Consider the following 23051-nt stretch of genomic DNA (forward strand, 5'->3'; position numbering starts at 1 on the left):
GGCTTTTAACACACTGTTGAGTTCTCAAGAAACGGACGCGTACACCATCACCCTGACCAACCAGCTAACCGGTCAGAACTCCGGGGCGTTCGTTTTGTTTTATTCTGTTCTTTCGTTGTGCCTTTATTCTTTCAGGCTTGCTTTTTCGTGTCAAACCGGCTTGTGTGATCCGGTTGATTCGATCTAGCTGGCCCTGCTGGAATTTCGGCGGCTCCGTTTCCAGAGCAACCCCTCAAACTTACCAGCCTCTGAGCGGCTCTGCGAACCGATCTTCGAGACCGTTGGTTTCAAAGGGATTGCCGACAAACACGACACAAGCCATACGGAAGTCACCGGAGTGATTGGAGTGGTTTGCGCCGGACCTTGCCGACATCAAAAGATTAGCAGCCCTCTCGGACCGCTCGGGACACAACGACGAACCCCGCGGCCGTATTCCCCAGGCGAAGGAACCAGCGGAGGAGCCAAGCGAAGGACCCGAAGACCGGCAACCTCACCCCTCACAACGCCCCCGCCCCCGAAGAGGGACCGGCGGGCCGAGCGGGAAGGGCCGACTCGACGGGTGGCCCCGAACAGACACCGGCGGAAACATAGACTCGGCTGAGTGAGCAGCCAGACGCCGCCGACGGCGAAGAAGGTTCCCAGCGAGCGCGTGCACCACGGGGACACCGTGGTCGATGACTACGCGTGGCTGACGGTCAAGGACGACCCGGAAGTGGTCACCTACCTGGAGGCGGAGAACGCCTACACGCAGGAGGCGACCGCCCACCTCAAGCCCCTGCAGGAGACGCTCTTCCAGGAGATCAAGGGACGCACCCTGGAGACCGACCTCTCGGTCCCCGCCCGCAAGGGCGGCTGGTGGTACTACTCGCGAACGGAGGAGGGCAAGCAGTACGGCATCCAGTGCCGGGTGGCCGCGGACGGCGAGACGCCGCCCGAGCTGAAGGCCGGGGAGTCACTTCCCGGTGAAGAGGTCATGCTCGACGGCAACGAGCTCGCCGGAGACTCCGACTTCTTCTCGATCGGCACCAGCTCGGTCAGCCCCGACGGCACCCTGCTGGCCTATTCCACCAACTTCACCGGCGACGAGCGCTTCACCCTGAAGGTGAAGAACCTCACCACCGGCGAGACCCTCCCCGACGAGATTCCCGGCATTTTCTACGGCGGCGCCTGGTCCGCCGACGGCACGACGTTCTTCTACACGACGGTCGACGACGCCTGGCGCCCCAACCAGGTCCACCGGCACACGATCGGAAGCCCGGCGGAGGACGACGCTCTCGTCCACGAGGAGTCCGACGAACGGTTCTGGGTCGGCATCGCGCTCAGCCGCAGCGAGCGCTACCTGATCCTCTCCTCCGGAAGCAAGATCACCAGCGAGGTGCGCCTCCTGGAGGCCGACAACCCCTCCGGTGAGTTCCGCGTCGTCAGGCCCCGGGAGACCGGCGTCGAGTACGGCGTCGACCACGCGGGTGACCGGTTCCTGGTCCTGCACAACCGGAACGCGGAGAACTTCGAGCTGGCCACCGCGCCCCTCGACGACCCCGGCAGCTGGACGCCGCTCATCGAGCACCGCGCCGACACCCGGCTGCTCGACGTCGACGCCTTCGAGGGCCACACCGTCGTGCACTTCCGCAGGGAGGGCCTCACCGGCATCCGCATCCTGCCCCGCGACGGGGAGGCGTACGAGATCTCCTTCCCCGAGCCGATCTACGACGTGGCCCCGTCGAGCAACCCGGAGTTCGTCACGGGACGGCTGCGGCTCGGCTACACCAGCATGATCACCCCGCCGTCGGTCTACGACTACGACCTGGGCGCGGGCGAGCTGGTCCTGCTGAAGCGGAAGGTCGTGCTGGGCGGCTACGACCCGGCCGACTACGAGCAGTTCCGCGAGTGGGCGACCGCCTCTGACGGCACCCGCGTCCCGATCTCGATCGTGGTCAGGAAGGGCACGGAGCGGCCCGCCCCCACCCTGCTGTACGGCTACGGGAGCTACGAGATCTCGATCGACCCGTCGTTCTCGATCGCGAGGCTCAGCCTGCTCGACCGGGGCTTCGTCTTCGCCGTCGCGCACGTCAGGGGCGGCGGCGAGATGGGCCGCCGCTGGTACGAGAACGGCAAGTTCCAGCAGAAGAAGAACACGTTCACCGACTTCGTCGCCGCCGCCGAGCATCTCTCCGCCACGAACTGGTCGAGCGCGATCGTCGCCAGGGGCGGTTCCGCGGGCGGGCTGCTGATGGGCGCGGTCGCCAACCTCGCGCCGGAGACCTTCGCGGGCGTGGTGGCGGAGGTGCCGTTCGTGGACGCGCTGAACACGATCCTCGACCCGTCGCTGCCGCTGACCGTGATCGAGTGGGACGAGTGGGGCGACCCGCTGCACGATCCCGAGGTGTACGCGTACATGAAGTCGTACACGCCCTACGAGAACGTGGACGGCCGGGTCTATCCGCCGATCCTGGCGATCACCAGCCTCAACGACACCAGGGTTTTCTACCACGAGCCCGCCAAGTGGGTCGCGAAGCTCCGCGACGTCGCGAGCGGCGGGCCGTTCCTGCTCAAGACGGAGATGGGCGCCGGACACGGCGGCCGCAGCGGCAGGTATGACTCCTGGCGCGAAGAGGCCTTCACCCTCTCCTGGATTCTCGACACGACGAAGGTGGCTCAATGACGTATATCGCGGCGAACGACAGGTACGACGACCGTCAGCCGTACAACAGGGTCGGCAAGAGCGGGCTCAAGCTGCCCGCCGTCTCGCTGGGGCTCTGGCACAACTTCGGCGACGACAAGCCCTTCGAGGTCCAGCGGGACATCCTGCGGAGGGCCTTCGACCTGGGGGTGACCCACTTCGACCTGGCCAACAACTACGGCCCGCCTCCCGGGACCGCGGAGACCAACTTCGGGCGGCACTTCCGCCAGGACTTCGCCCCGTACCGGGACGAGCTGGTCATCTCCACCAAGGCGGGCTACGACATGTGGCCGGGCCCGTACGGCGAGTGGGGGTCGCGTAAGTACCTGTTGTCCAGCCTGGACCGGTCGCTGGAGCGGATGGGGATCGACTACGTCGACATCTTCTACAGCCACCGGTTCGACCCGGACACCCCGCTTGAGGAGACGATGGGCGCGCTGGACCACGCGGTCCGGTCGGGCAAGGCGCTGTACGCGGGCATCTCGTCCTACTCGCCCGAGCACACCAAGGAGGCCGCGCGGATCCTGCGGGAGATGGGCACGCCGCTGCTGATCCACCAGCCCTCGTACTCGATGCTGAACCGGTGGATCGAGGGCGGGCTGCTCGACGTGCTGGAGGAGGAGGGCGTGGGCTGCATCGCGTTCTCGCCGCTGGCGCAGGGCATGCTGACCGACCGCTACCTGAACGGGATCCCCGAGGGGTCGCGGGCCTCACAGGGGCGCTTCCTCACCCCGGACATGCTCACCGGCGAGACGATGCGGCACATCCGCACCCTGAACGAGATCGCGGGCCGGCGCGGGCAGTCGCTGGCGCAGATGGCGCTGGCGTGGGCGCTGCGCGACAGGCGCGTCACCTCGGTGCTGATCGGCGCGAGCAGCGTCGAGCAGCTGGAGAACAGCCTCGCGGCGGTGGAGAACCCGTCGTTCGACGGCGGTGAGCTGGAGGCGATCGACAAGGACGCGGTCGACGCGGGCATCAACATCTGGGCCAGGTCCAGCGAGGCCTGACCCCACCCGCCCGTCCGCTCGCTCGGCCGTACGGAGGCCGCCGGTCCAGGTGACCGGCGGCCTCCGTACGCGAGAAGGCCCCGAGAAGTCCGTGAGAGGACCTAGAGCGCCTCGTGTCTCTGCAGGTACGTGAACGAGGCCCAGCCCGGCAGGACCGGGAGCCAGAAGGTCAGCAGCCGGAAGAGCAGCACGGCCGGGGCCGCCACCTCGCGCGGCACGCCCGCCAGGGTCAGACCGGCCGTGAGGGAGAACTCGACGGCGCCGAGCCCGCCGGGGGTCGGGGCGGCCGAGCCGATGGCGTTGCCCGCGAGGAAGACGATGGCGACGGCGGCGAAGTTGATGGACCCGCCGAAGGCGCGGACGCAGGCGTCCAGGCAGATCACGAAGAACAGGGTGAGCATCAGGGTGCCGCCGAAGCCCTCGATGATCTTCCGGGGTGACTGGAGGATGTCGAGCAGACGCGGGATGACGCCGGAGAACAGCGAGCGGAGCCGCGCGGTGATCATGCGGCGCAGGCGCGGCACGCTCACGATGACCAGGATCAGCACGGCCACGGCGAGCAGCGCGATCACGAGGGTGCGCGACGGGGTGAACGACGAGGCGGTGTTGGAACCGGTGATGTAGGCGAACAGCAGCAGCAGGGCGACGTGGAAGGCCAGCCCGATGAGCTGCGAGGCGCCCACGCTGGCCACCGCCTGCCCCGGAGGGATGCCGCGTTTCTGCAGGTAGCGGGTGTTGACCGCGACCCCGCTCACCGCGGCGGGCGCGACGAGCTTGACGAACGACCCGGCGAACTGGGCGAGCACCGTACGGCCGAGGGGCAGCTTCTCCGGCACGAACCCCATCAGCATGAGGGCGGCGGCGACGTAGCTCAGCATCGCGGCGACCAGCGCCACCCCGGTCCAGCCCCACTTGGCCGACGTGATCATGTTGAGGTTGATCTGGGTCAGGTAGTAGACCAGGAAGTACGCGGCGAACGCGGTGCCGATGATGGTGATCAGGGTCCGGGGGCGGAAGCGCTCCAGGCGCACCTCCTCGGCCTCGGTCCTCGGCTTGAGCTCGACGATCCGGTCGCGGATCTCGGTGAGCAGCTCCTTGTTCTTGGTGAGCGCGGCCCTGGTCTCGCGGGTCAGCGCGATCCGCTGGAGCAGGGGGAGCGCGTCGGCGAGCACCCCGGACCCGGCCACGGCCGCCGCGGCGGCGACCGCCCGCTCGGCGCCGACGCGCAGGCTGAGGTAGGTGAGCAGCTGGGCGATGTCGAGGCGGAGCAGCAGGTCACCGGCGGCGATCTCACCGCTGCGGGCGTCCGTCAGGATGACCCGGCCCTCGCCGTCGACGTGGATGCTGTCGCCGGTCAGCCGCCGGTGGGCGAGCCGCTGGACCTGCAGCAGCAGGACCTGCTCCCAGATCTGGGCGAGCAGGTTGTCGTCGATCTCGTTGTCGGGGATGTTGTCGAGCGCGCGGGTGGGGGTGTGCTCGTAGGCGAGCAGCGCGGCCTCGGTGCCGATCTCGCTGGTGCCGACGAGCCTGGGGGTGCTCGCTCCGGCGGCCTGCGCGGCGTACGCCATGAGGGCCTCGCGCTCCAGCTCGGCGCGGAGGGAGCGGATGGCCTTGCGGCGGGTCTCGGAGTTGAGGCGGATGCGCCGCCAGAGGCGGTAGAGCACTCCGGCTACCTGGCGGTCACGGTCGAGGACGGTGACGTCGAGGCGGCTGCCGTCCTTGAGGTCGACGGCGTAGCGGCGGCTGCTCTGGTGGTCGTCGTCGAGCCTGCGGGCCTTGACGGGGACGAAACCCAGCTTGCGGAGCGCCGCGACGACCGCGCTGCCCGGGGGGCGGGTGTTGGGACTGCCCACGCCGTACAGGGTGGCGTAGCCGACGGCCAGCCCGACCAGGACGGAGACGACGATGCCGAGGATGGTGGCGGCGAGCCCGGCGAACAGGGCGACGGCGTTGAGCGCGACCGCGCTCCACAGGGCCGCCCGCCAGGTGGGGCGACGGGATATCCGCACCGCGGTGACGTAGGCGATGATCGGGGTGAGCAGGGTGTTGATCGGCTCGACCCCGGCCCGGTTGCCGGTGAGCAGGACCCGCAGGTCCTCGGGGCCGACGTAGAGGATCCACTCGCCGATCACGAAGGAGAACACCATCGCGGCGATGGCCGCGAAGAGCCCTTCGGCCACCCGGAGGCCGTCGCGGTGGAGCACCCGCTCGATGGCGAAGGCGACGGGCACGCCGAGCATGGCCGACGCGCTCAGCACCCCGGCCAGGCCGCTGAGCAGGAACGGCGCCCGGCTGGTGCCGTCGGCGACGTCGCCCTCCAAGCCGTTCAGGGTCTTCTTCGCGACGAGCGCGAGCAGGACCACGGCGACGAGCACGAGCAGGGTCGCCAGGAACCTCAGCAGGTCGGAGGGACGGCGGATCCGCTGCGGGAGCAGCGGCTCGACGACGTGCACGACGAGATCGTCGTCCGTCGCCGGCCTCGTGCCGCCGACGGACGCTGTTTCGTCCAGTTCCCCGATTTTCGTCACCGCCTGCGATTCTGCACGTTCTGCATTACAGGTGCGTCACCGATCTTCTTCAGTGTCCACAATCAGAGTCATGCGTATCTCTGTAGCCTCCGACAGTCTTGACGGTGTGGCTTCCATCCTGGTCGCTGAAATCGAAAAAAGAGGTCACACGGTGATACCTCATGGTGCCGTGGCCGACGAGCGGGCCGACTGGGCGTGGTGCTGCGCGCGTGCCGCCGGGGATGTGGCCTCGGGATCGGCCGACCAGGCGGTCGTGTGCTGCTGGACCGGGACGGGCGCGTCGATCGCGGCGAACAAGGTGCCCGGCGTGCGGGCGGCGCTGTGCGCGGACGCGGCCACGGCGGACGGGGCACGTCGCTGGAACGACGCCAACGTACTGGCGATCAGCCTCCGGTTGACCTCCGCTCCCCTGCTCGGGGAGATCCTGGATGCCTGGTTCGCGGGAAGCCCCAGCCTCGACGAGGGGGACCAGGCGAACGTAGCGTACCTGTCGCAGATGGAGAATTGACCGTTCTACCTGCGGGAACAATCAATTCAATGGGTGAAGGCCTGAAAGGCTGAACGTCATGTTCCGTCACCCGCCCGCGTGCCGCCGAGCCGCGCCCGAGGGGCGGGAAGCCCCTTCCGCCGCCCCGAGGACGTTGATGACCACGATCATCGTGGTCTCGGTCATGTCCCTGGCCGCCGTGGCCGCCGCCTCCCCCGTCCCGTCCGTTCCCGGGGGTGGCGGCTCCGAACCGTCGGCCGAGGTCCCTCTGCCGCCGGACGCGAAGGCGTTCGGGGCGTCGATCAAGCTCGCGGCCCTCAGGCAGCACCTGAAGGAGCTCCAGAGCATCGCCGACGCCCACGGCGGCACCCGGGCGGCGGCGACACCGGGTTACGACGCGTCGCTGGCCTACGTCGCGGACAAGCTCCGCGCCGCCGGGTACGACGTCACCTCGCAGGAGTTCAAGATCTCCTTCTTCCGCGAGATCACGGCCCCCGAGCTCAAGCGGACGCTGCCCTCGGCCAAGGCGTACGTGGCCGGCACCGACTTCAGGACCATGACGTACTCCGGCTCGGGGAAGGTGACGGCCCCGGTGCAGGGGGTCGACCTGACCCTGCCGCCGGACAAGGCGCTGGAGTCCGACTCGGGGTGTGAGGCGAGTGACTTCTCCACCTTCGTCCGGGGCAACATCGCACTGATCCAGCGCGGCACCTGCAGTTTCCAGGTCAAGGCGGAGCAGGCCGAGGCCGCGGGCGCGTCCGCTGTGATCATCTTCAACGACGGCCGGACGGGCCCGAGAACCGGCGACCGCGGGGCCATGCTCGTCGGCTCGATCAACACCTCCACCGTGAGCATCCCCGTTGTCGGCACCGGCTTCGCGATCGGCGAGGAGCTGGCGGCGCCGGGGACGAAGGCGTCACTCGTCGTGGACGCCGAGAGCGCCCCCGACCGCAGGACGCGCAACCTCATCGCCGAGAGCCGCTGGGGCGACCCGGACAGGGTCGTCATGCTCGGCGCCCATCTGGACAGCGTCATGATGGGTCCCGGCGTCAACGACAACGGCTCGGGCACCGCGGGCATCCTGGAGACGGCACTGGCGGCGAAGTCGCTGCGGACGAAGAACAGGTTGCGCTTCGCCTTCTGGGGCGCCGAGGAGCTGGGCCTGCTCGGTTCGAAGCACTACGTGTCGGCCCTGCCCCCGGCGGCGCGGACGAAGGTCAAGCTCTACCTGAACTTCGACATGATCGCCTCACCGAACTACGTTTTCGGGATCTACGACGGCGACTCGTCCGGAAAGGTGGCCGGTGCGACGCCGCCTCCCGGATCGGGGCAGATCGAGAAGCTCTTCCAGTCGTACTTCACGGCGGTGGGCGAGCCGTACCAGGACGCCGAGTTCAGCGGGCGCTCCGACTACGGCCCCTTCATCGCGATCGGCGTCCCCTCGGGCGGGCTGTTCACCGGCGCGGAGCGCCTCAAGAGCCCCGAGGAGGCCGCGAAGTTCGGCGGCACGGCCGGGGTCGCGTACGACAAGTGCTACCACCAGGCGTGCGACACCCTCGCCAACGTCAACGACAGGGCGCTCGCGGTGAACGGCGGCGCGATCGCGGCGGCGGCCTTCGTCTACGCGTACGCCCGCGACTTCCCCGACGCTCCCAATGTCCCCGGGGGTTCCAGCGGCTCCGAGGGTCCTGGCGAGCCCGGCAAGGGGGGCGTCATCCCCGGCACGCCGGGGATCGGCGCGGGCGGCCTGGAACCCGGCCACGGTCACGAGCACGAGCACGAGCACGGCGGTCTTCTCAAGTGACATGAGAATCGTGTGACATACGGCGACGGGAGAGCCGGGTGCGCGGGGTCAGGTGATCCGGGGGCCGTGTGGCGCAGGACCACGGGAGAGCAGGGTGCGCGGGCTCGGGTGACGCGGGGGCCGTGTGACGTACGGCGGCGGAGGGCCGGGTGCGCGGGGCCGGAAAGGGGAGAGCGCGTGCGTCCCGGCCGGGGGGCGCGGCTACAGTCGGGGCATGTCGTCAGGCGAACTGCGAGTGCTGGGGGCGTGCCCCCTGGACTGCCCCGACACCTGCTCCTGGGTGGTGACCGTCCAGGACGGCAGTGCCGTCAAGATGCGCGGCAACCCGGATCATCCGTACACCCGGGGCGCGCTCTGCGTGAAGGTCAACCGCTACCTGGAGCACACCCGGGCGGCCGACCGCATCCTGCACCCGATGCGGCGGACCGGCCCGAAGGGGTCGGGCCGGTTCGAGCGGATCAGCTGGGACGAGGCCCTGGAGGAGATCTCCGTACGGCTGCGAGGCATCGTCGACGAGCACGGCGGCGAGGCGATCTGGCCCTATCTGGGCACCGGCACGCTGGGATACGTCCAGGGGTCCGAGGGGATCGCCGGGAGGCGGTTCTGGAACGTCCTCGGGGCGTCGAGGCACTTCCTGAACATCTGCTCCTCGGCCGGGAACTCCGGGCTGCGGGAGGTCTACGGCACGCCCGGCGGCATGGATCCCGAGACGTTCGCCCTGTCCAGGCTCATCCTGCTGTGGGGGACGAACACGCTGACGACCGGGCACCACCTGTGGAAGTTCGTTCAGGACGCCCGCGCGGCCGGGGCGCACGTGGTGGCGATCGACCCGATCCGCACCCGTACCGCGGAGCAGGCCGACGAGCACCTGCCGATCCGGCCCGGCACCGACGCGGCCCTCGCCCTGGGGCTGATGAACGTCGTCCTCGCTGAGGGCGCCGAGGACCGCGACTACCTGGAGAACCACACGAGCGGCTGGGAGAACCTCCGCGAGGAGATCCTGCGCCATCCCCCGGCGCGCGTGGCGGAGATCACCGGGCTTCCCGAGGCCGACATCCGGGCCCTGGGCACGCGTCTGGCGCGTACGCGGCCCACCGGTATCCGGGCCACCATGGGCGTGCAGCGGCACGCGGGCGGCGGCACCGCGATGCGGACGATCGCCTCCATCCCCGGCGTGACCGGCGACTGGCGCCACCCGGGCGGCGGGATCGCGTACTCCACCAGCGGGCACGTCCACCTGAACATCGACACCCGCGACGACCTGCTCCCCGGGCCGGTCCGGACGCTCACCATGACCCGGCTCGCCGACGAGCTGGACGAGTCGGTCAGGTGCCTGTGGGTGTACGCGGCCAACCCGATGGGCTCCACCTCCGGCCAGAGCCGGATCCGCGAGAGGCTGCTGCGCGAGGACCTGTTCACCGTCGTGATGGAGCAGTTCCCGACCGACACCGTCGACTACGCCGACATCGTCCTCCCCGCCACCATGCAGATCGAGCACGCCGACCTGCACGCGGGGTACGGGCACATGTACCTGCTGTGGAACGAGCCCGCCGTCGAGCCGCCGGGCGAGTGCCTGTCCACCACCGAGACGTTCCGCCGCCTGGCGCGGCACATGGGGCTCACCGAGCCGTCCCTGTACGACTCCGACCTGGAGCTGGCCGAGCAGCTGCTCACCTCGGGGCATCCCTCCCTGGAGGGGATCACGCTCGACCGGCTGCGCAAGGAGGGCTGGGTCCGCCTCAGCGTCCCCCAGCCGTTCGTGCCGTTCACCGACGGCTTCCCGACGCCCTCGGGCCGGATGGAGTTCGGCTCGGGACCGGCCTACGTCCCGTCGCACACGGCCTCGGCCGCACCGGGGCCGTACCCGCTGGCGTTGATCACGCCCGCCTCCCACACCTTCCTCAACACCACCTTCGGCAACAATCCCGAGCTGCTGAAGCGCTCGAAGGGCCCGCGGATCCTGGTCAACCCCGAGGACGCCGCGCGGAGGGGGCTGAGCGAGGGACAGCGGGCCCGGGTGTTCAACGACGAGGGCGAGTTCGAGGCCGTGGTCGAGATCAGCGAGAAGGTACGGCCCGGCGTGGTCGCGTCCACCAAGGGACACTGGCGCAAGCTCAGCCCGGGAGGCGCGACGGCGAACGCCGTGGTGGCCGCCCGCGACGCCGACATGGGCCGGGGCGCCGTCTACCACGACAACCTGGTCGAACTCGCTCCGTGCGCCCCCGGATGACCGGCGCTCGCGTTTGGTGCCGACGAGTTCACCGGTCCGCTCGACACGCCGGTGAGGTGATGCCGTGGCCGGCCGTGGTCCTGGCGAATCGGCGGGCGAGGTGTTCGAAGGCGTCGGTGAGCTCGCCGGGGCCGATGACGTCGATGTCGGCGTCGTAGCGGGCGATGGCGGCGGCGAGGGCGGGCCAGGACCAGGATCCGAGGGTGAGCCGGCAGCGGTGGGGGCCGATCTCCTCGACGAGCCCGTCGCGGGTGTAGAGGGCCACGGTGGCGGCGGGCAGGTCGAGGATCACCGTGCCCCGGCAGGGCCAGTCGCCCAGGGCGTCGCCGGAGCCTCGGAACGTGCCGGTGACGAAGGTGGCGACGTCCCCTCCGGGCAGGGCGCGGGGGGTGAACCGGGGCCCGCCGGGGGTGCGCGGGGTGATCCGGTCGGCGCGGAAGGTGCGCCAGTCGTCGCGGTCGAGGTCCCAGGCGATGAGGTACCAGCGTCCGTCCCAGGTGACGACGTGGTGGGGCTCGACGCGGCGCGGGGGTCTGTCCGTGGCCTCGCCGCCGTAGTCGAAGCGCAGGATCTCGCGGGCGTGGACGGCGGCGCTGACGGTCAGGAGCACGTCGCCGTCGACCGGGGTGGCCGCCCGGGTGCGGGGTCGTTCGACGGCGGTGACGCGCAGCGCGTCGACGCGATGCCGGAGCCGGGAGGGCATGACCTGCCGGATGGTGTTCAGTGCCCGTTCGGCGGCTTCCGCGAGGCCGTTGCCGGGGGTGGTGGCGGCGATCCGCAGGGCGACGGTGAGGGCGACGGCCTGTTCGTCGTCGAACAGCAGCGGCGGTAGTTCGGTGCCCGCGCCGAGCCGGTAGCCGCCGTCAGGACCTTTGACGGCGGCGATGGGGTAGCCGAGCTCGCGGAGGCGGTCGACGTCGCGGCGCACGGTACGCAGGCTGATGCCCAGGCGGTCGGCCAGCACCGTGCCGGACCAGTCCCGGCGGGTCTGCAGCAGCGACAGCAGGGCCAGCAGCCGGGCGGAGGTTTTCGGCATGAACCTGATTCTGCCTGCAGTAGGTGCCACATCCTGTCACCTACCCCTGCGAATCTCCGTATCGAGGCGGCCCGTCCTCAGTTCTCAAAAACGGACTTAACGCCATACATCAGGCGTACCGCGCCTGGAAAATCACCAAGGAGTCACCAGCATGGCCATCTCCACCACCACCCACCTGAACTTCCGCGGCGACGCCCGCGCGGCGCTGGAGTTCTACCGGACCGTGTTCGGCGGCCACCTCACCACCATCGCCTACGGCGACTTCGGCATGCCGAAGGACCTGCCCGACGCCGACAAGATCGTCTTCGGCCAGGTCACGGCCGACAACGGTTTCAGCATCATGGCCTACGACGTACCCGGCCAGGCACCGGCCGCCGCCGCGCCCGCCGCCACCACCCGCGAGCACGGCATGACGCTGACCGGCGAGCGGTTCTTCGTCTCCGTCCGCGGCGAAACCACCGAGGAGGTCGGCGCGCTGTGGGACAGGCTCGCCGACGGCGCCGACCTCATCGAGAAGTACGGCCCCTCGCCGTGGGCCCCGGGCTTCGGGATGCTGACCGACCGCTTCGGCGTCACCTGGATCCTCGACGTCGCCGCCCCGTACACCGGCTGACCACCGCACTCATCCGGTCCGAGACGGCCTTCCCCGGCCGTCCCGGACCACCCGGCCCTCCGCCTTCCGAACTTCCGAAGGAACAGATTCGGAGAGGGGAAGCCCGATCTTCTCGTGAAACTCACGAACCAGGCGCGCCGGTGATCCATCCATGCGCGCCAGCCTAGGCCGTACCCTCGAAGACAGCACGACTGACCAGCACCGAAGCCCCTCCGGCCCACATCACTCCACGAACCGCCCGAGAGCCGTCCGGGCGGCGTCGTCGAACAGGGCGACCGTGGACAGGTCCTCGAACAGCCGGACGTACGTCTCCACGTCGCGGGAGTCGGTCAGGGTCAGCTCGGACGTGTAGGTCTCCACCGCCACCCGCTGCTCGTCGAAGATCGCGAAGCCGTGCAGGGCGACCCGAGGCAGCTCCGCCGACCAGGGCACGACGCCGAGCCGGACATTGGTCAGCGTGGAAAGGTTCGCCAGCCGGTCGAGCTGTGCGCGCATCACCGCCGAGGGACCGAGTCGCACCCTCAGGGCGGCCTCGGTGACGAGGAACTCGAACCGGTGGTCGGAGGAGTAGAGCAGGGTCTGGCGCTCCATCCGAGCCACCACCGCCCGCGACATCTCCTCCTCGCTGAGGAACATGCTCCTGACGAAGATCTGCCGTGCGTACTCGGCGGTCTGGAGCAGGCCGGGAACCACGGCCGGATGGAACGACCGGCGTAGCGCCGTGGCTCGCTCCCGCTCAGCCAACATCGTCTGCTTGGCCTCTCCCCGGCCGCCGGACCTTCTCCATGTCGCGATGTCGGTGCTGATCCGCGTCAGCTCTTCGAGCAGATCTTCCCGCGTCTCGGAGCCCAGCCCGATGGCCTCGGCCAACCGGGTGACCATCTCGACCGAGGGCAGCATCTTCCCAGTCTCGATCTTGGAGATGGTCGGCTGCGTGACCCCGGCCGTCACCGCGAGACGCTTGCCGCTTATGCCTGCGGCCTCGCGAAGCTCGCGCATACGCCCACCGAACTGGCGGAGCTGGCGTGACCGGTAATCATCCATCCCGCCATGATGCCAGCGGTCGGGCCGCCTGCCAGGCAAGGTCACGAGCGAGGACATATGCCCACGCATCGCCCTGGTGCAGCTCCCGCCCGCTCAACTCACCCTCGTCGTCGTAGTGCATGAGCACGACCGCGCTCTCGTCGAACAGCCAGAAATCCGTGGCCGGGACACCTTGGGGCACCCACTCGCGTTCGACGAGCCGGATCTCCTCGCCGAACGCCGAGTTTCTGGCGTAGCTTTCCATCTCCCACCGGACGTACTCGCTCAAGGGCAGCTCCACCACGTGGACGCGCCGCATCCGGACACCTCTGGGGATCAGCAGTTTGAGCCGTTCCTGCCAGGGCGTGACCGCGCCGGGCCAGGGAGCTCCCGATCTCCACGCGGCGAGCCGCGCCTCCTCGCCAGCGACCTTGTACGCCTGCCGGACTTCCAGCCGGAACACGTCGCGGGTCGAGGAGGCGAACAGCTCGCCCAGATTGGCAGTGGTCACAGGCCGCGCAGCATCTCGGCGGGGACCTCGACCGCCATCTCACCGTCCGGCGTGGTGATCGCGTTGAACACGTCGCCCTGCACGACGTACGTCCCCCGATCGGTCTTGAACACCTTGGGGCAGTCGTCGCCCTCACATCCGCGCAGCTGGACCAGTTGCATGCCTGTCCTCCAGTGGTGTTGCCGATGTATGCCTCTTCAAGTTAGCCAGTAAGGCATAGTCACGCAAGCGATGACTCCAACTTTCCCGCCACCTTGGCATCCTCATGCAAGGAATAGCTTCCATATGAGGCATAGACAGGCATAGCTTAGGCATATCAACAACCTGCTCCACGAGAGAGACCCCATGAAAACGCCTGACTACAAGCGTGAAGAGATCGAGTGGACCCAGGCCACCGCCAGACAGCTCGGCGACGTCTGGCGGGGAATCGTCTCCAGGCACCGACCGAGCTGGGTTCCCGAGCTCATCCTTCCCAGGCTTCACCCCAAGGCCGACGACCACATCGTCTGGATGCTCACCAGCGACCAGGCGACCCTCCTCCTTCAGGTCCTCCGCACGCCCGCCTCCGAATAGGCCATCAGGCCATGACGAGGCCCACATGCACCGGCCTCCACCTCGGCCGCCCATTCGCCGGATACCGGCAGATCGACTGGTGGCCTCCAACGCACTGGGCAACCGTCGATCTGCGCGTCCGGTCCTTCACGTGCTCGTGCCGGAACGTCTACTACGAGTTCGGTCAGGCCGGTGGCAGCTTCGCCATCCAACGCACGATCAAGGCAACCGACGGGTTGATCGTTGAACGGACGAGACCGATGCGCTTCCAGCAGGCAGAGGACCTGTGGCTTTCCATCTTTCAAGGACTCGCCTGATAGATGCCGTTTACCTCTATCGCGAGTCCCTGCTGCACATGCCAACGACGTCCCCGAGGGGGCGGACTCCGGGGATAGTCAGGGTTGCTCCCCGATGTGGGCAGGGGAGGGGGAAAGGCACGCTGGTGGCATGAAAGATGAACTGACTCGAAGTGATGAGATGTCCGTCGCCGGGGCGGCGTTGCGCGGGGCGCCCTGGAAGACCGCGGCGGTGGCCGGTGGCGCGGTGGCGATCACCGGTTTCGTGCTGAGCGTGTTCGCCGACGGCGGGGACCTGCCGTGGGCGGTGGCGATGGGTATCGGCCTGTTCTCGCTCATCGCGGCCATCGGCTCGATCAGCAGGCCCACCGTCGGGGACCGGGTGACCAGGGAGGCGCGGCTCTGGGCGCTGCGTCACCCGTGGAGGTTCTCCCTCTATCCGGCCCTCGGCTCCGCGATCCTCCTGTATCCGGTTCAGCTCGTCCTCGACCGCGAAGGCGTCTTCGGGGCGGCGCTGGAGGCGCTGCAGGGAGGTCTCGCGATCTATCTGATCACCGCGTTCGTCGCCATGACCCTCAAGGGACGCGGCCAGACCTCGCTGCCCGGTGGCCGCTGAACCTCACGGTCCGGCCGTCCGGCCCCCGGTGGCCGGGCCGTCTCGCGCTCGTCCGGGCTCCCGGCCCGGCCGAGCCTTTCGGCGTGACCGGGCCGAGGCCGTCCGGAGACGCTAGACCCTCTCGTACTCGGCGCGGCAGACGCAGAACTCGTTGCCCTCGGGGTCGAGCATCGTGACCCAGCCGCTGCCGTCGGGGTTGCGGTGGTCCTCGGTGATCGTGGCCCCGAGCCCGGCCAGGCGCTCGACCTCCTCCTCGCGGGTGGTGCCCGCCGAGCCGGTGAGGTCGAGGTGGACGCGGTTCTTGGCCGCCTTGCCCTCGGGGACCTTGATGAACAGCAGGTCGACCCGGCCGCCCTGGAGAAGGATCTCGTCGTCGTTCTTCTCCGTATCCGGGTGAAGCTCCCCGCCGGTGGCGTCGCGCCAGAAGGTCGCCAGCTCGTACGGCTGGGCGCAGTCGAAGGTCACGCTGTGAACGTCAATCATGAGCCCACCCAACCCGACACCACCAAAGCCGTCAAGCTGGTTTCGGGCGGGCCACATCGGTGGACGTACCCGGGTGGCCCGCCGAAATGCCCGGGCGCGGTCAGTGGCCGCCTCCGGCGAGGTTGAGCCCGATGACGCCCGCGATGATGAGCAGGATCGAGGCGATCTTGAGGGCCGACGTGTTCTCGCCGAGGGCGACGATGCCCAGCACGGCGGTGCCGACGGCTCCGATGCCCGTCCAGACGGCGTAGGCCGTACCGACCTCCAGGGTCTTCAGGCCCATGGCGAGCAGACCGAAACTGAGCACGCCGAAGACCACGAAGCCGACGATCGGCAGCGGTACGGAGAATCCGTCGCTCAGCTTGAGTGAGTACGCCATCGCGACTTCGAACAGACCGGCGACCACGATGAAGATCCAGGCCATGACAACTCTCCCTTGATCAGGAGCGTCGTCTTTGCCTACCGGGTACGGCGCGTCTCGTCCGGGAACGCCCTTTTGAGCGTTCTATCGGAGGAACGAGCCGGATATCACTTTGATTCCCATCGGAGCATGAACCACCGGTCGCGGCGGCCCCAGGGAGCGATGGCCTCAGGGGACGACGGCCCCAGGCGTCCTGGCCGCTCTCGGGGATGTCCCAGTGTCCAGGACCCCTCTATCGGGCTCTGGAGCGTCTCCAGGCGGCGTGACGAACGTCCTAGTAGGGGTTGTTTTCTAGGGGTTACTCACGGGTAGCATTACAGGTAACGTTACTGGCGAGTATGGACAGTTCCGGACCCCCGGTTTCAAGGAGCAAACCCCATGGGCCACTACAAGAGCAATGTCCGTGACCTGGAGTTCAACCTCTTCGAGGTCTTCGGGCGACGGGACATCCTGGGCACCGGCCCCTACGCCGATCTGGACGAGGACGTCGTGCGGAGTGTCCTGGAAGAGGTCAACCGTCTCGCCACGGGCGTGCTCGCCGACTCCTTCGAGGAGGGCGACCGGACGCCGCCGGTGTTCGACCCCGCCACCTCGACGGTGACGATGCCGGAGGGCTTCAAGAAGTCCTTCGCCGCCTACCGCGACGCGGGCTGGACCAACCTCGGCCTTCCCATCGAGATGGGCGGTCCCGGCCTGCCGAGCAGTGTGAGCTGGGCCCTGGCCGAGCTGGTGCTCGGTTCCAACCCCGCCATCTGGATGTACTCCAGCGGCCCTGCCTTCGCCCACATCCTGCACACGATCGGCACCGAGGACCAGCGGCGCTACGCCGAGCTGGCCATCGAGAACCAGTGGGGCGCCACCATGGTGCTCACCGAGCCGGACGCGGGCTCCGACGTGGGCGCGGGCCGCGCGAAGGCCGTACGGCAGGACGACGGCACCTGGCACATCGAGGGCGTGAAGCGCTTCATCACCAGCGCCGAGCACGACCTGTCCGACAACATCTTCCACCTGGTGCTGGCCCGCCCCGAGGGGCACGGCGTCGGCACCAAGGGCCTGTCGATGTTCCTGGTCTCGAAGTACCACGTGGACCTGGAGACCGGCGAGCTCGGTGAGCGCAACGGCGTCCACGTCACCAACGTCGAGAAGAAGATGGGGCTCAAGGTCTCCACGACCTGCGAGGTCACCTTCGGCGGCGAGCGCCCGGCCGTGGGCACGCTGATCGGCGAGGTGCACGAGGGCATCAAGCAGATGTTCATGATCATCGAGCACGCCCGGATGATGGTCGGCTCGAAGGCGATCGCCACGCTCTCCACCGGTTACCTCAACGCCCTCGCCTACGCCAAACAGCGGGTGCAGGGCGCCGACCTCACCCAGATGGCCGACAAGTCGGCCCCGCGCGTGACGATCACCCACCACCCGGACGTACGCCGGGAGCTGATGCTCCAGAAGTCGTACGCCGAGGGCATGCGGGCCCTGGTCATGCTCACCGCCACCTACCAGGACGACGTGCTGATCGCCGAGCACGAGGGCCGCAGGAACGAGCACGCCGAGGCGATGAACGACCTGCTGCTCCCGCTGGTCAAGGGTGTCGGCTCCGAGCGCTCGTACGAGCTGCTGGCCCGCTCGCTGCAGACCCTGGGCGGGTCCGGCTACCTGCAGGACTACCCGATCGAGCAGTACATCAGGGACGCGAAGATCGACTCCCTCTACGAGGGCACCACCGCGATCCAGGGCCTGGACCTGTTCTTCCGCAAGGTCCTGCGCAACCAGGGGGCCGCCCTCGGCTCGCTGTACGGCGACGTGAAGGCCTTCGCCGCCTCCGAGGCGGGCAACGGGCGGCTGAAGGAGGGGCGCAAGCTCCTGGGCGAGGCCGCGGACGAGGTCAAGGCCATGGCCGACACCATGGCGGGCTGGGCGATCGGCTCGCTGGAGACCCCGCAGGAGGTCTACAAGGTCGGCCTCAACACCACCCGGTTCCTGCTCGCCCTGGGCGACGTGGTGATCGGCTGGCTGCTGCTGCGCCAGGCGGAGGTGGCCCTGACCGCGCTGGGCTCGGCCACCGAGGGAAGCGACCACGCCTTCTACACCGGCAAGGTCTCCGCGGCGGCGTTCTTCGCCCAGACCGTCCTGCCCCGGATCGCCGCCGAGCGCCGTACGCTCGACGCCACCGACCAGGACCTGATGGAACTCCCCGAAGAGGCCTTCTGACCCGGCCGAAGGCGACCTGACCCGGCCTGAGCCCCGCTGCCTCAGGCCCGACGATCACCTGCTCCCGCGGCAGGCACGACGAGGGACCGGCCCCGTTCTCACGGAGCCGGTCCCTCGTCCGTTTTCCGGCTCCCCGCTTCGTGACGCGACCGTACGGGCGTCCCGGGACGGCGGGTTCACCGCTGGTCCGTGCCGTTCGGCAGGAAGCCGGGGAGGACGAAAAGGATGGATCACGGCAAAGTCATTGACAACGACCCTCTGTTATTCTCATACTGAGATTGTCTCAAGTTGAGAAGGACATGTGATGGATGAATCCGAATTCCTGGCCGGTTACGACCCTCGGGCATACCCGGCGGTCGCGGTGACGGTCGACGTGGTGGCGCTGACGATTCGCGGGGGCGGGTTGCGCGTTCTGCTGATCAGGCGGGCCGAGCAACCCCATGCGGGGCTGTGGGCGCTACCCGGCGGGTTCATCCGGCCGGGAGAGGATCTGCCGCAGGCCGCGGCGCGGGAGCTGGCCGAGGAGACGGGGCTGTCCGGGCCGTCGGGTCGAACGCACATCGAGCAGCTCGCCAGCTACGGGGCGCCCGAGCGTGATCCGCGGATGCGGGTCGTGTCGGTCTCCTACCTGGCGTTCGCCCCGGACCTGCCCGATCCCCGGGCGGGCTCGGACGCGGCCGACGCCTCCTGGCACCCGGTCGACAAGCTGCCCGAGCTCGCGTTCGACCACGACCGCATCCTGGCGCACGGGCTGGAGCGGGCGCGCGGCAAGCTGGAGTACACCCCGCTGGCCACCGCGTTCGCCGGTGAGAGGTTCACGATCTCCGAGCTGCGCGGTGTCTACGAGACGGTCTGGGGAGTGCCGCTGCACGCGGGCAACTTCCACCGCAAGATCCTGTCGGTGCCCGGCTTCGTGGAGAGCACCGGCGAGACCACCGAGAGCGGCGGGGCCAGGGGCGGCCCGCGCGCCAAGCTCTACCGGGCCGGGGACGCCCGGCTCCTGCACCCCGCCCTGTTGCGGCCCGCCAGGGAGGAACAGATCAGATGACCACCACGGCCGAGGCGATCGCGCTGGTGACCGCCGCCCACACGCCCGACGACCTGTTCGGCGGGGACTCCCCCCACCGGGCGTACCGGAGGCTGGCGAGGCTGCTGCACCCCGACCTCGCGCCGGGGGCGGAGGCGGCCGAGGCGTTCACCCGGCTGGCGAGACTGTGGGCGGCCCGTGACGGGGGCTCGAAGGGAACCCCGGAGCGGGCCAAGGAGACGGTGATCACCACCAGGCGGGGCACCTACCGGATCGGGGGCGTCTTCCGGCGGGGCGCGTCTGCCGTGCTCTACGAGAGCGGCCCCGACACGCTGCTCAAGCTCCCGCGCAGCCACGCGGACAACGACCTCATGCGCCGCGAGGCGGAGTCCCTGGAGACGATCGCACGCGACGGCGACCCGCTGCTCCTGCCGTACGTCCCCCGCCTGGTGGAGTCGTTCCGGCACCGGTCGGAGGGGGTCGAGCGGCAGGCCAACGTGATCAGCCGGGTGCCGGACGGGTTCCTGAGCCTGGACGAGGTCCGGCGGCGGCGGCCGGTGCTGGACGTACGGGACGCGGCGTGGATCTGGCGGCGGCTGCTGGTGGTCGTCGGCGCGGCCCACCGCGCGGGGGTCGTGCACGGCGCGGTGTTCGGGCACCACGTCCTCGTCCACCCGCTCGACCACGGGCTGGTGCTCGTCGACTGGAGCCAGTCGGTCCCGGTCGGCACCCCGATCACCGCCCTCGTGGCCAGGCACCGCGACGACTACCCGCCCGGGGTCCTGGCCAGGAAGCCCGCGACCCCGGCCACCGACATCAACCTCGCGACCCGCTGCGTGGCCGCCCTCATGGGCGACCGCGTCCCCACCTCGGTCAGGAACTTCGTCAGGGGCAGCCTGCTCAGCCCGCCGAACGACGCGTGGCGGCTGCTGGGAGAGCTCGACGACCTGCTCGACGACCTGTACGGGCCGAGGAAGTACCGGCCGCTCCATCTCTGACCTTCGTAACGACTCCATAGAACGTTCCACCTCTGATCCGAGGAGATCACCCGTGGGAAGCGGAATCTGGTCCACCGACGTCTACTCCGCCGCCGCGAGCTACCGCGCGGCCAAGGGTTCGAGCGCCTTCGCCTACAGCGACAGCGGCGCCCGCTCCGCTCACCCCGACCTCGACCCGCACGGGGTGGCGCTCCGCGAGAGCCGCGACTCCGCCGAGCACCCCAACTCCCTGGCCGTGGCCGTCCTGTTCGACGTGACCGGCTCGATGGGCGGGGTGCCCCGCACCCTCCAGACCAAGCTGCCCGACCTGCTCGGGCTGCTGCTCCGCAAGGGGTACGCCACCGACCCGCAGATCCTCTTCGGCGCGATCGGCGACGCCACCTGTGACCGGGCCCCGCTGCAGGTCGGCCAGTTCGAGTCCGACAACCGGATGGACGAGCACCTGGGCAAGATCCTGCTTGAGGGCGGGGGCGGCGGCCAGATGACCGAGTCGTACGAGCTGGCGATGTACTTCATGGCCAGGCACACCTCGATCGACTGTTTCGAGAAGCGGGGCCGCCGGGGCTACCTGTTCATCATCGGCGACGAGCTGCCCTACCCGCAGGTCAGGCGGCGGGAGGTCGAGAAGGTGATCGGTGAGCGGCTCCGGCGCGACATCCCGACCAAGGACATGGTCGCCGAGCTGACCAGGATCTACGACGTCTACTACATCCTCCCGGCCGGAGCGAGTTACGCCGGGGACGGCCGGGTGCTGGCCGCCTGGCGCGAGCTGCTCGGCCAGAACGTGCTGGAGCTGGACGACCTGGACGCGGTCTGCGAGACCATCGCGCTCACCGTCGGCCTCGGCGAGGACGCCATCGACCTGCGAGAAGGGCTGGACGACCTCGACGAGCTCGGCTCGAACGCCGGAACCGCCGTGGGCAAGGCCCTCGCCGAACTCGACCGGGGCACCCTCGTGGTGGCCGACGGGCTCGACCTGGGTGGCGACAGCGGCGTGATGCGGCTCTGAAGACCTCCCCGCCGTGCGGCGGCCACCGCGAAAGCGGCGGGGAGTGCCACCACGAGGGGAGAAGGTTCCTCCCCGGCGGGGACGACGCCTCGCCGGGGAGGAACCTGCGGTGCGCGGGAACGGCGAAGGGGGTTCCGGCGGAGGGCTTTCGACAGGGGTTTCGGCGGAGGGCCCTCCGGGGGCTCCCGGTGAAGGACGCGGCGGGGGTTCCGGGGGAAAGAGTCGCCGGGGAGAACGAGGAAGAGGAGGAGACGAGGGTGAACGGGTGGCCGTATGCGTGAGCACGTGATCGTGACCGACCTCGGGTACGGCGACGCGGGGAAGGGCACCGTCGTCGACTGGCTCTGTGCCCGTGAGCCCGTCCAGGCGGTCGTCAGGTTCAACGGGGGCGGGCAGGCGGGCCACAACGTCGTCCTGCCCGACGGGAGGCACCACACGTTCGCGCAGTTCGGGGCGGGCACGTTCAGGGGGGTGCCGACCCACCTGTCCAGGTTCATGGTCGTGGATCCGCTGTCGCTGGCCGGGGAGGCGGCCCACCTGGAGAAACTGGGGGTCCCCGACCCGTTCTGCCTGCTCACCGTGGACCGGGAGGCCCTGCTCGCCACGCCGTACCACGTGGCGGCGGGGCGGGCCAGGGAGCTGGCGCGCGGTGCGGACCGGCACGGGTCGTGCGGGATGGGCGTCGGCGAGACCATGGCCTACGCCCTGGAGCACCCCGATCTCGCGCCGGTCGCGGGCGACTGCGAGGAGCCGGTCCGGCTCGCCCGCAAGCTGCGCGCGCTCCGCGAGGCCCTGGGGGTGACCGGGCCGCCCGTGGAGGACTGCGTCGACGCCTACCGGGCGTTCGCCGAGCGGGTGATCCTGGTCGGCTCCTCGTTCATGACCGCGCTGCTGCGCAGGCGGCCCGTGGTCTTCGAGGGCGCGCAGGGCGTGCTGCTCGACGAGTGGCACGGCTTCCACCCGTACACCACCTGGAGCACGACGACCTTCGCCAACGCGCTGGAGCTGCTCGACGGGACGCCCGCCATGCGGCTGGGCGTGCTGCGGACGTACACCCCCCGGCACGGCCCGGGGCCGCTGGTCACCGAGGACGCGGGGCTCGCGCCGCCCGAGGCCCACAACGGGACCGGCCCCTGGCAGGGGCCCTTCCGTACCGGCCACTTCGACGCGGTGGCCCACCGCTACGCGCTCGCGGTCTCCGGCGGGGCCGACGCCCTCGCGCTCACCCACCTGGACGCGCCGGTGTCGCGGATGTGCGTCTCGTACGACATCGGCGAGCTTCCGGTGGGCGCGGCGGGTGACCTCGACGGGCAGGCCGGGCTGACGGAACGGCTGCGAGGGGCCGGGCCGCGCTACGCCGACGGGATCGACGACTGGCCCTCGGCGGTGGCGGAGGCCCTCAAGGTGCCGGTGTGGCTGGGCTCGTCGGGGCCCACGGCCGCAGACAAGACCCTCCTCGGTGGTGTGATCACGCCTGAGAGGGTATGACCAACCCCGGACTCTCTCTTTACCTGGCGTACGG

At 69.6% G+C, this 23051-nt stretch carries 21 protein-coding genes and 1 riboswitch; of the genes, 14 read left to right on the forward strand and 7 right to left on the reverse strand.

All coding sequences use genetic code 11. The annotated features are described in order from the left end of the window. From ACW9TB_RS09600 to mgrA, 3 genes are all read left to right on the forward strand, one after another. A partial coding sequence (locus ACW9TB_RS09600) for a hypothetical protein (RefSeq protein WP_472747599.1) occupies nt 1-187 on the forward strand: 187 nt, incomplete at its 5' end. Nucleotides 188-601: 414 nt separating this feature from the next. Continuing rightward, entirely contained in the window at nt 602-2662 is a 2061-nt protein-coding gene (locus ACW9TB_RS09605) for a S9 family peptidase (protein ID WP_472747600.1), read from the forward strand. After that, a complete protein-coding gene (gene mgrA, locus ACW9TB_RS09610) occupies nt 2659-3687 on the forward strand; it encodes an L-glyceraldehyde 3-phosphate reductase (protein WP_472747601.1) in 1029 nt (342 codons plus the stop codon). The genes ACW9TB_RS09605 and mgrA overlap by 4 nt, the downstream gene beginning before the upstream one ends. A 101-nt stretch (nt 3688-3788) precedes the next feature. Here mgrA and ACW9TB_RS09615 read toward each other — a convergent pair whose 3' ends face one another. Then, a complete protein-coding gene (locus ACW9TB_RS09615; protein ID WP_472747602.1) occupies nt 3789-6215 on the reverse strand; it encodes a lysylphosphatidylglycerol synthase transmembrane domain-containing protein in 2427 nt (808 codons plus the stop codon). Nucleotides 6216-6285: 70 nt separating this feature from the next. On the opposite strand from ACW9TB_RS09615, the gene ACW9TB_RS09620 reads away from it, so the two are divergent. The 3 genes from ACW9TB_RS09620 to ACW9TB_RS09630 all read left to right on the forward strand — a co-directional run bounded on the left by ACW9TB_RS09620 (nt 6286) and on the right by ACW9TB_RS09630 (nt 10736). Then, entirely contained in the window at nt 6286-6723 is a 438-nt protein-coding gene (locus ACW9TB_RS09620; RefSeq protein WP_472747603.1) for an RpiB/LacA/LacB family sugar-phosphate isomerase, read from the forward strand. A 136-nt stretch (nt 6724-6859) separates the two neighbouring features. Then, on the forward strand, nt 6860-8506 hold the full coding sequence (locus tag ACW9TB_RS09625) for a M28 family metallopeptidase (RefSeq protein WP_472747604.1): 1647 nt from the start codon (nt 6860-6862) through the stop codon (nt 8504-8506). Nucleotides 8507-8720: 214 nt separating this feature from the next. After that, the gene (locus ACW9TB_RS09630) at nt 8721-10736 is read left to right on the forward strand and encodes a molybdopterin-containing oxidoreductase family protein (RefSeq protein ID WP_472747605.1); all 2016 of its coding nucleotides are present in this window, start codon (nt 8721-8723) and stop codon (nt 10734-10736) included. A gap of 28 nt (nt 10737-10764) precedes the next feature. Here ACW9TB_RS09630 and ACW9TB_RS09635 read toward each other — a convergent pair whose 3' ends face one another. Next, on the reverse strand, nt 10765-11772 hold the full coding sequence (locus ACW9TB_RS09635) for a helix-turn-helix transcriptional regulator (RefSeq protein ID WP_472747606.1): 1008 nt from the start codon (nt 11770-11772) through the stop codon (nt 10765-10767). 151 nt (nt 11773-11923) lie between these two features. Between ACW9TB_RS09635 and ACW9TB_RS09640 the strand changes: the two genes are divergently transcribed. Beyond that, the gene (locus ACW9TB_RS09640; RefSeq protein WP_472747607.1) at nt 11924-12385 is read left to right on the forward strand and encodes a VOC family protein; all 462 of its coding nucleotides are present in this window, start codon (nt 11924-11926) and stop codon (nt 12383-12385) included. A gap of 222 nt (nt 12386-12607) precedes the next feature. On the opposite strand, the gene ACW9TB_RS09645 is transcribed toward ACW9TB_RS09640, so the two are convergent. Genes ACW9TB_RS09645 through ACW9TB_RS09655 form a run of 3 tightly spaced genes read right to left on the reverse strand, consistent with a single transcriptional unit; the run spans nt 12608 to nt 14080 of the window. Next, nucleotides 12608-13429, reverse strand: a complete 822-nt coding sequence (locus ACW9TB_RS09645; protein WP_472747608.1) for a helix-turn-helix domain-containing protein — start codon at nt 13427-13429, stop codon at nt 12608-12610. Next, a complete protein-coding gene (locus ACW9TB_RS09650; RefSeq protein ID WP_472747609.1) occupies nt 13422-13919 on the reverse strand; it encodes a DUF6879 family protein in 498 nt (165 codons plus the stop codon). Before ACW9TB_RS09650 ends, ACW9TB_RS09645 begins: the two co-directional genes overlap by 8 nt. Next, a complete protein-coding gene (locus ACW9TB_RS09655) occupies nt 13916-14080 on the reverse strand; it encodes a hypothetical protein (RefSeq protein WP_472747610.1) in 165 nt (54 codons plus the stop codon). Before ACW9TB_RS09655 ends, ACW9TB_RS09650 begins: the two co-directional genes overlap by 4 nt. A 184-nt stretch (nt 14081-14264) precedes the next feature. Between ACW9TB_RS09655 and ACW9TB_RS09660 the strand changes: the two genes are divergently transcribed. Further along, entirely contained in the window at nt 14265-14492 is a 228-nt protein-coding gene (locus tag ACW9TB_RS09660; protein ID WP_472747611.1) for a hypothetical protein, read from the forward strand. Between the two features lie 426 nt (nt 14493-14918). Then, nucleotides 14919-15383: a hypothetical protein gene (locus ACW9TB_RS09665; RefSeq protein ID WP_472747612.1), complete on the forward strand. Its 465-nt coding sequence runs from the start codon at nt 14919-14921 to the stop codon at nt 15381-15383. 111 nt (nt 15384-15494) lie between these two features. On the opposite strand, the gene ACW9TB_RS09670 is transcribed toward ACW9TB_RS09665, so the two are convergent. Both ACW9TB_RS09670 and ACW9TB_RS09675 read right to left on the reverse strand, forming a co-directional pair. After that, the gene (locus ACW9TB_RS09670) at nt 15495-15866 is read right to left on the reverse strand and encodes a VOC family protein (RefSeq protein ID WP_472747613.1); all 372 of its coding nucleotides are present in this window, start codon (nt 15864-15866) and stop codon (nt 15495-15497) included. A gap of 100 nt (nt 15867-15966) precedes the next feature. Beyond that, complete coding sequence (locus ACW9TB_RS09675; RefSeq protein WP_472747614.1) at nt 15967-16290, reverse strand: DMT family transporter; 324 nt, start codon at nt 16288-16290, stop codon at nt 15967-15969. 19 nt (nt 16291-16309) lie between these two features. After that, nucleotides 16310-16375, reverse strand: a riboswitch (guanidine-III (ykkC-III) riboswitch). Between the two features lie 290 nt (nt 16376-16665). Between ACW9TB_RS09675 and ACW9TB_RS09680 the strand changes: the two genes are divergently transcribed. From ACW9TB_RS09680 to ACW9TB_RS09700, 5 genes are all read left to right on the forward strand, one after another. Continuing rightward, the gene (locus ACW9TB_RS09680) at nt 16666-18495 is read left to right on the forward strand and encodes an acyl-CoA dehydrogenase (RefSeq protein WP_472747615.1); all 1830 of its coding nucleotides are present in this window, start codon (nt 16666-16668) and stop codon (nt 18493-18495) included. Nucleotides 18496-18799: 304 nt separating this feature from the next. Continuing rightward, nucleotides 18800-19543, forward strand: coding sequence for an NUDIX hydrolase (locus tag ACW9TB_RS09685; RefSeq protein WP_472747616.1), 744 nt, complete (start codon nt 18800-18802; stop codon nt 19541-19543). Further along, nucleotides 19540-20520 (forward strand): lipopolysaccharide kinase InaA family protein, encoded by a 981-nt coding sequence (locus ACW9TB_RS09690; RefSeq protein WP_472747617.1) that lies wholly within the window; start codon nt 19540-19542, stop codon nt 20518-20520. Before ACW9TB_RS09685 ends, ACW9TB_RS09690 begins: the two co-directional genes overlap by 4 nt. Before the next feature lie 52 nt (nt 20521-20572). Next, entirely contained in the window at nt 20573-21529 is a 957-nt protein-coding gene (locus ACW9TB_RS09695) for a hypothetical protein (RefSeq protein ID WP_472747618.1), read from the forward strand. Between the two features lie 273 nt (nt 21530-21802). Continuing rightward, nucleotides 21803-23017 (forward strand): adenylosuccinate synthetase, encoded by a 1215-nt coding sequence (locus tag ACW9TB_RS09700; protein ID WP_472747619.1) that lies wholly within the window; start codon nt 21803-21805, stop codon nt 23015-23017. Nucleotides 23018-23051: the final 34 nt, after the last annotated feature.

This window comes from Streptosporangium sp. H13245, assembly GCF_055690525.1.

Bases quoted from the DNA above. Each gene is read 5' to 3' on its own strand.
- mgrA (WP_472747601.1), top strand. From the start codon at position 2,659: ATGACGTATATCGCGGCGAACGACAGGTACGACGACCGTCAGCCGTAC.
- ACW9TB_RS09620 (WP_472747603.1), top strand. From the start codon at position 6,286: ATGCGTATCTCTGTAGCCTCCGACAGTCTTGACGGTGTGGCTTCCATC.
- ACW9TB_RS09625 (WP_472747604.1), top strand. From the start codon at position 6,860: ATGACCACGATCATCGTGGTCTCGGTCATGTCCCTGGCCGCCGTGGCC.
- ACW9TB_RS09630 (WP_472747605.1), top strand. From the start codon at position 8,721: ATGTCGTCAGGCGAACTGCGAGTGCTGGGGGCGTGCCCCCTGGACTGC.
- ACW9TB_RS09635 (WP_472747606.1), bottom strand. From the start codon at position 11,772: ATGCCGAAAACCTCCGCCCGGCTGCTGGCCCTGCTGTCGCTGCTGCAG.
- ACW9TB_RS09640 (WP_472747607.1), top strand. From the start codon at position 11,924: ATGGCCATCTCCACCACCACCCACCTGAACTTCCGCGGCGACGCCCGC.
- ACW9TB_RS09645 (WP_472747608.1), bottom strand. From the start codon at position 13,429: ATGGATGATTACCGGTCACGCCAGCTCCGCCAGTTCGGTGGGCGTATG.
- ACW9TB_RS09655 (WP_472747610.1), bottom strand. From the start codon at position 14,080: ATGCAACTGGTCCAGCTGCGCGGATGTGAGGGCGACGACTGCCCCAAG.
- ACW9TB_RS09660 (WP_472747611.1), top strand. From the start codon at position 14,265: ATGAAAACGCCTGACTACAAGCGTGAAGAGATCGAGTGGACCCAGGCC.
- ACW9TB_RS09665 (WP_472747612.1), top strand. From the start codon at position 14,919: ATGAAAGATGAACTGACTCGAAGTGATGAGATGTCCGTCGCCGGGGCG.
- ACW9TB_RS09670 (WP_472747613.1), bottom strand. From the start codon at position 15,866: ATGATTGACGTTCACAGCGTGACCTTCGACTGCGCCCAGCCGTACGAG.
- ACW9TB_RS09675 (WP_472747614.1), bottom strand. From the start codon at position 16,290: ATGGCCTGGATCTTCATCGTGGTCGCCGGTCTGTTCGAAGTCGCGATG.
- ACW9TB_RS09680 (WP_472747615.1), top strand. From the start codon at position 16,666: ATGGGCCACTACAAGAGCAATGTCCGTGACCTGGAGTTCAACCTCTTC.
- ACW9TB_RS09685 (WP_472747616.1), top strand. From the start codon at position 18,800: ATGGATGAATCCGAATTCCTGGCCGGTTACGACCCTCGGGCATACCCG.
- ACW9TB_RS09690 (WP_472747617.1), top strand. From the start codon at position 19,540: ATGACCACCACGGCCGAGGCGATCGCGCTGGTGACCGCCGCCCACACG.
- ACW9TB_RS09700 (WP_472747619.1), top strand. From the start codon at position 21,803: ATGCGTGAGCACGTGATCGTGACCGACCTCGGGTACGGCGACGCGGGG.